Genomic DNA, 3729 nt, shown 5'->3' with positions numbered 1-3729 from the left:
CATGTATCCTCTAGAAAAAAAGAAATAACCTCTACTATAAGTGACGTTGTATGAGCTTAGCTTGATAGCGATGGGGTCCCGCCAACAAAACGCGAATTTCGTACGCTAAGGAATTTTTAAGGCAAAAAAATTTGGTTTTACCGTACGTTAAGAATGTTCCATAAACGATATTTAATCCTTTTTATGGTGCTTTGTTTTTGGTAATGAGTTTTGGAACTAATTTTTGATCGTATTTCTATTAGCCTTATTAGAAATAAATGAAGTTCCTTAAACGTTCGTTTTTGGTACTTGGGTGTTTTTTCCCGAATCCCTGAAACGGGGGAATTAGAATACAAAACACCTGATTCAATGTATTGAGATCAGGTGTTTTTCATAAATATTTTTTAGTTTACACTTTCACTTTTTGATATTTGCTTTGTATTTTCATTTAATATATTTTCTTTAGATTTTGGAAAAGTCACAGCATGTGCTTTTGTCTTATCAGTCATCGTCCAAGGAGCATTTACGATAGTACCATTTTTTCTTTGAACAGAATATTCTGTCGTTAATATATATCTAGAATACGCCATTCTCTCTAAAAATGGATTAGTTACTGTGTGTGTGTGCGTTTCTTCTTTTAATTGTTCAGTTGTATGACTTATAGAAGTCTGTAATTGTGTAGAATATTGAGAAGACAGACCTAACGAAAACCCTTTAAAACTAAATCCCATATCAGCACCAATACTCCAACTTACTGTCCTTGTAGCAGTTTCTTGATCAGTTACTTTTATACCAGTTTTAGTTTCAAATTTATATGTTTCACTAGGAGCTAAAACATAAGATTCTTGTTTTTTCCACCATTGTTTTTTACAACCATATAATAAGGATTTTCTTTTATTTGTTTGGCTGTATCTCCGCCATAATGTGGATCTTTTACTGAGATAGACGGAACTATTGTAAAGGCTGTTACCGCACGCTCTGTTTCTTCTGGAAGTTGATCATTAATCGTTTTATATTCTGGTACAGCTGATAATGGTTGCGTATTTATTGATGGGAGAGATACGCTTCCCGCTTCTTCAACAGCAAATCTTTCAGAAGGTGCATCACGAAGAAACTCATATTGTTGAACGTTAGCATTATTAGCTGTTGAGTTTCCTGCTATATCTAAAACCTTTCCACTATGTTTTGATTCAATAACATAATGCCCATCCGCTTCACGATGAAAGTACCAGTATTCAGAAGGTGCCTCGCCAAGCCACTCATATTGTTTAATATTGGCATTATTACCTGTTTGATTTCCTGATATGTCTATAACCTTACCACTATTTACATTAATCATTGCATAATAATTGTTATCTAACGGATGAAGAAAAAACCTTTCAGAAGGTGCATCTGCGAGATATTCATATTGTTGAACATTAGCATTATTACCTGTTTGGTTTCCTGATATGTCTAGATATTTTCTACTGTTTTTATTTTTAAACATATACTTCATACCAACTTTAAACGTCATTGATTTTCCCACTCCTTTTAAATTTAATAGTTTCAAACCAGATATTGCTAGTTGATAATAACAGAAAATTGGAAAATCTGACATGGTTGTATATTGAGAAATACTTTCCTCGGAATGATATAGTGTCCTCTAATAAAAATTCTCTGTAAAAGTGTTTCAAAAGGTACACCTTTGGGGATGGTGGTTTTTGAGTAAAAACATAGTACCAAAAGGCATAAAAATAATTTTAGGGTTATCCCAAAAATGAAACGAACCTTACGGAATGTCAGTAGAAGATATTGCAAAGTTCACAAGGTTACGTATAGGCGTACCGCCCACATTTTTACGAAAATATACGCTAAGCCAATATTCAATACAATAAAACCAATAGTTCCTACTCTAAGTATAGATGCTTGCTCACGTTTCAAATTTTATGGTGGATTATTCATTTTGGCTACCGTCGCTGGCGTGCGCCGACCGCGTCGCCAAGTGGAGAGATATTGTTTCGAAATGTTGCGGTTTTATTCGAAGATGCATACACCCGAGTTCTACGAGTGTATAATCTGAATCAGCAATGGAATTTTACAAGATGAAGGGAGATGCATTTTCCACATGATGAAGCATAATTCAATTCTTAATCTTGATACGGACGAACGCATGGACATTGGAACCTATCTGTTGGAGCAAGTCAATGACTATATGACGCACATACGCGAGGTTCGTGTCTCACCTGAACTCAGCGTGGATGCGGTTGCAGAATACGCACGTAGATTATCTTTTGAGCATCCCGTCAGCGCGCGCGAGGCGATTTATCATATCCTGGAGGGATTAAGGCAATACCAGGTACATACGCCACACCCGCGATATTTCGGTCTATATAATCCGCGGCCCAACTTCATGGGAATTATGGCGGATACGATTACTGCAGCATTCAATCCGCAGCTTGCAGCCTGGAGCCATGCACCTGTAGCGGTCGAAATGGAGAATTATGTATTGAAAGAGATAGCTTCAAAATTCGGTTATTCAGCAGAGGCAGCAGATGGGACATTTACAACGGGGGGAGCGGAAGCAAATTTGACGGCCGTACTGACCGCACTAGTGCATCATTTTCCATCTTATGCCAAAGAGGGGCTGAGGTCACTCCCCACGAATCCCGTCATGTACGCCTCTGCTGAGAGCCACCATTCTCTGGTAAAGGCAGCGCGTTCCTGCGGCCTGGGTACAGATTCCCTTCGCATTATTACGACGGACTCTGAAATGCATATCGATGTTCATGCGCTTCATCATCAAATTCAAGTGGATCGCGCTGCTGGATACACTCCTTTTCTCATCATTGCGACGGGTGGAACGACCGGCGCCGGAGCGATTGATCCCATTAACGAAATGGCAAACTTGGCTGAACGTGAGCAACTGTGGCTGCATGTGGATGCTGCGTACGGTGGAGCCTCCGTGTTTGCACCAGAACTGCTTGAACTACTTCATGGTATTGGCCGAGCTGACTCCATTACCTTCGATGCGCACAAGTGGATGTCTGTCCCGATGGGGGCGGGAATTTATATTACACGACATAAGGACATCTTACATAAAACATTCAGTATCACGGCAGATTATATGCCGAAAGAAGGATTTGATCTGGATGTTATTGATCCGTTCACCCATTCGATTCAATGGTCGCGAAGGTTTATCGGTTTGAAAGTGTATTTATCGCTTGTAACGGTTGGTTGGGAAGGCTATCGCAGCATGGTGCAGCACCAGACAGAGATGGGCAATCGGTTACGCTGGGAGCTTGCTTGCTCTAACTGGAAGGTTGTCAATGATACCGTATTGCCTGTCGTATGCTTTACAGATTCCAATATTCACTCAAAGATCCAATCGAATTTCGCATCATTTATATGTCAAGAGATATTACGTTCAGGGCAGGCATGGATTTCAGTATACGAAATAAACAAGGCTCCAGTACTGCGAGCTTGCATTACGAACTACGATTCAACTGAGGAAGATATTATGGTATTGATGGAGTTGCTGAATGGAGCAAGAGCAAAATATTTGGAGAGACATCCGAACGGTCTGAGCTGAATTTTGCCAAGGAAGACATTATACCATTAGTGAGCTGTTCCAATAGTCATGTCACGACATAGAATAGTCCAATGTTTTTTTGAAAGCCGTTCTATCTCTTTTTATGGTTCTGGTGCAAAAACTTTAATATGCGTGTAAGTAATCTCTAACACTTGGACATACTGATCCTATTACTCTAGAAA

3 protein-coding genes are annotated in these 3729 nt (G+C 39.4%); 1 reads left to right on the top strand and 2 read right to left on the bottom strand.

Annotated elements, in window-relative coordinates; all coding sequences use genetic code 11:
• Positions 1 to 383: 383 nt before the first annotated feature.
• Positions 384 to 710 carry a hypothetical protein gene (locus J4P91_RS29320; protein ID WP_374192078.1) on the bottom strand — a complete coding sequence of 109 codons (327 nt, stop codon included), beginning with the start codon at positions 708 to 710 and terminating at the stop codon, positions 384 to 386.
• 98 nt (positions 711 to 808) lie between these two features.
• On the bottom strand, positions 809 to 1492 hold the full coding sequence (locus J4P91_RS29315; RefSeq protein ID WP_243764065.1) for an RICIN domain-containing protein: 684 nt from the start codon (positions 1490 to 1492) through the stop codon (positions 809 to 811).
• Between the two features lie 591 nt (positions 1493 to 2083).
• Between J4P91_RS29315 and J4P91_RS28455 the strand changes: the two genes are divergently transcribed.
• The gene (locus tag J4P91_RS28455; RefSeq protein WP_207996765.1) at positions 2084 to 3547 is read left to right on the top strand and encodes a pyridoxal phosphate-dependent decarboxylase family protein; all 1464 of its coding nucleotides are present in this window, start codon (positions 2084 to 2086) and stop codon (positions 3545 to 3547) included.
• Positions 3548 to 3729: the final 182 nt, after the last annotated feature.

Source organism: Bacillus sp. XF8 (assembly GCF_017498755.1).
GTDB classification, from domain to species: Bacteria; Bacillota; Bacilli; order Bacillales; family Bacillaceae_G; genus Bacillus_A; species Bacillus_A bingmayongensis.
This window is presented reverse-complemented; position numbering and strand designations above follow the sequence as displayed.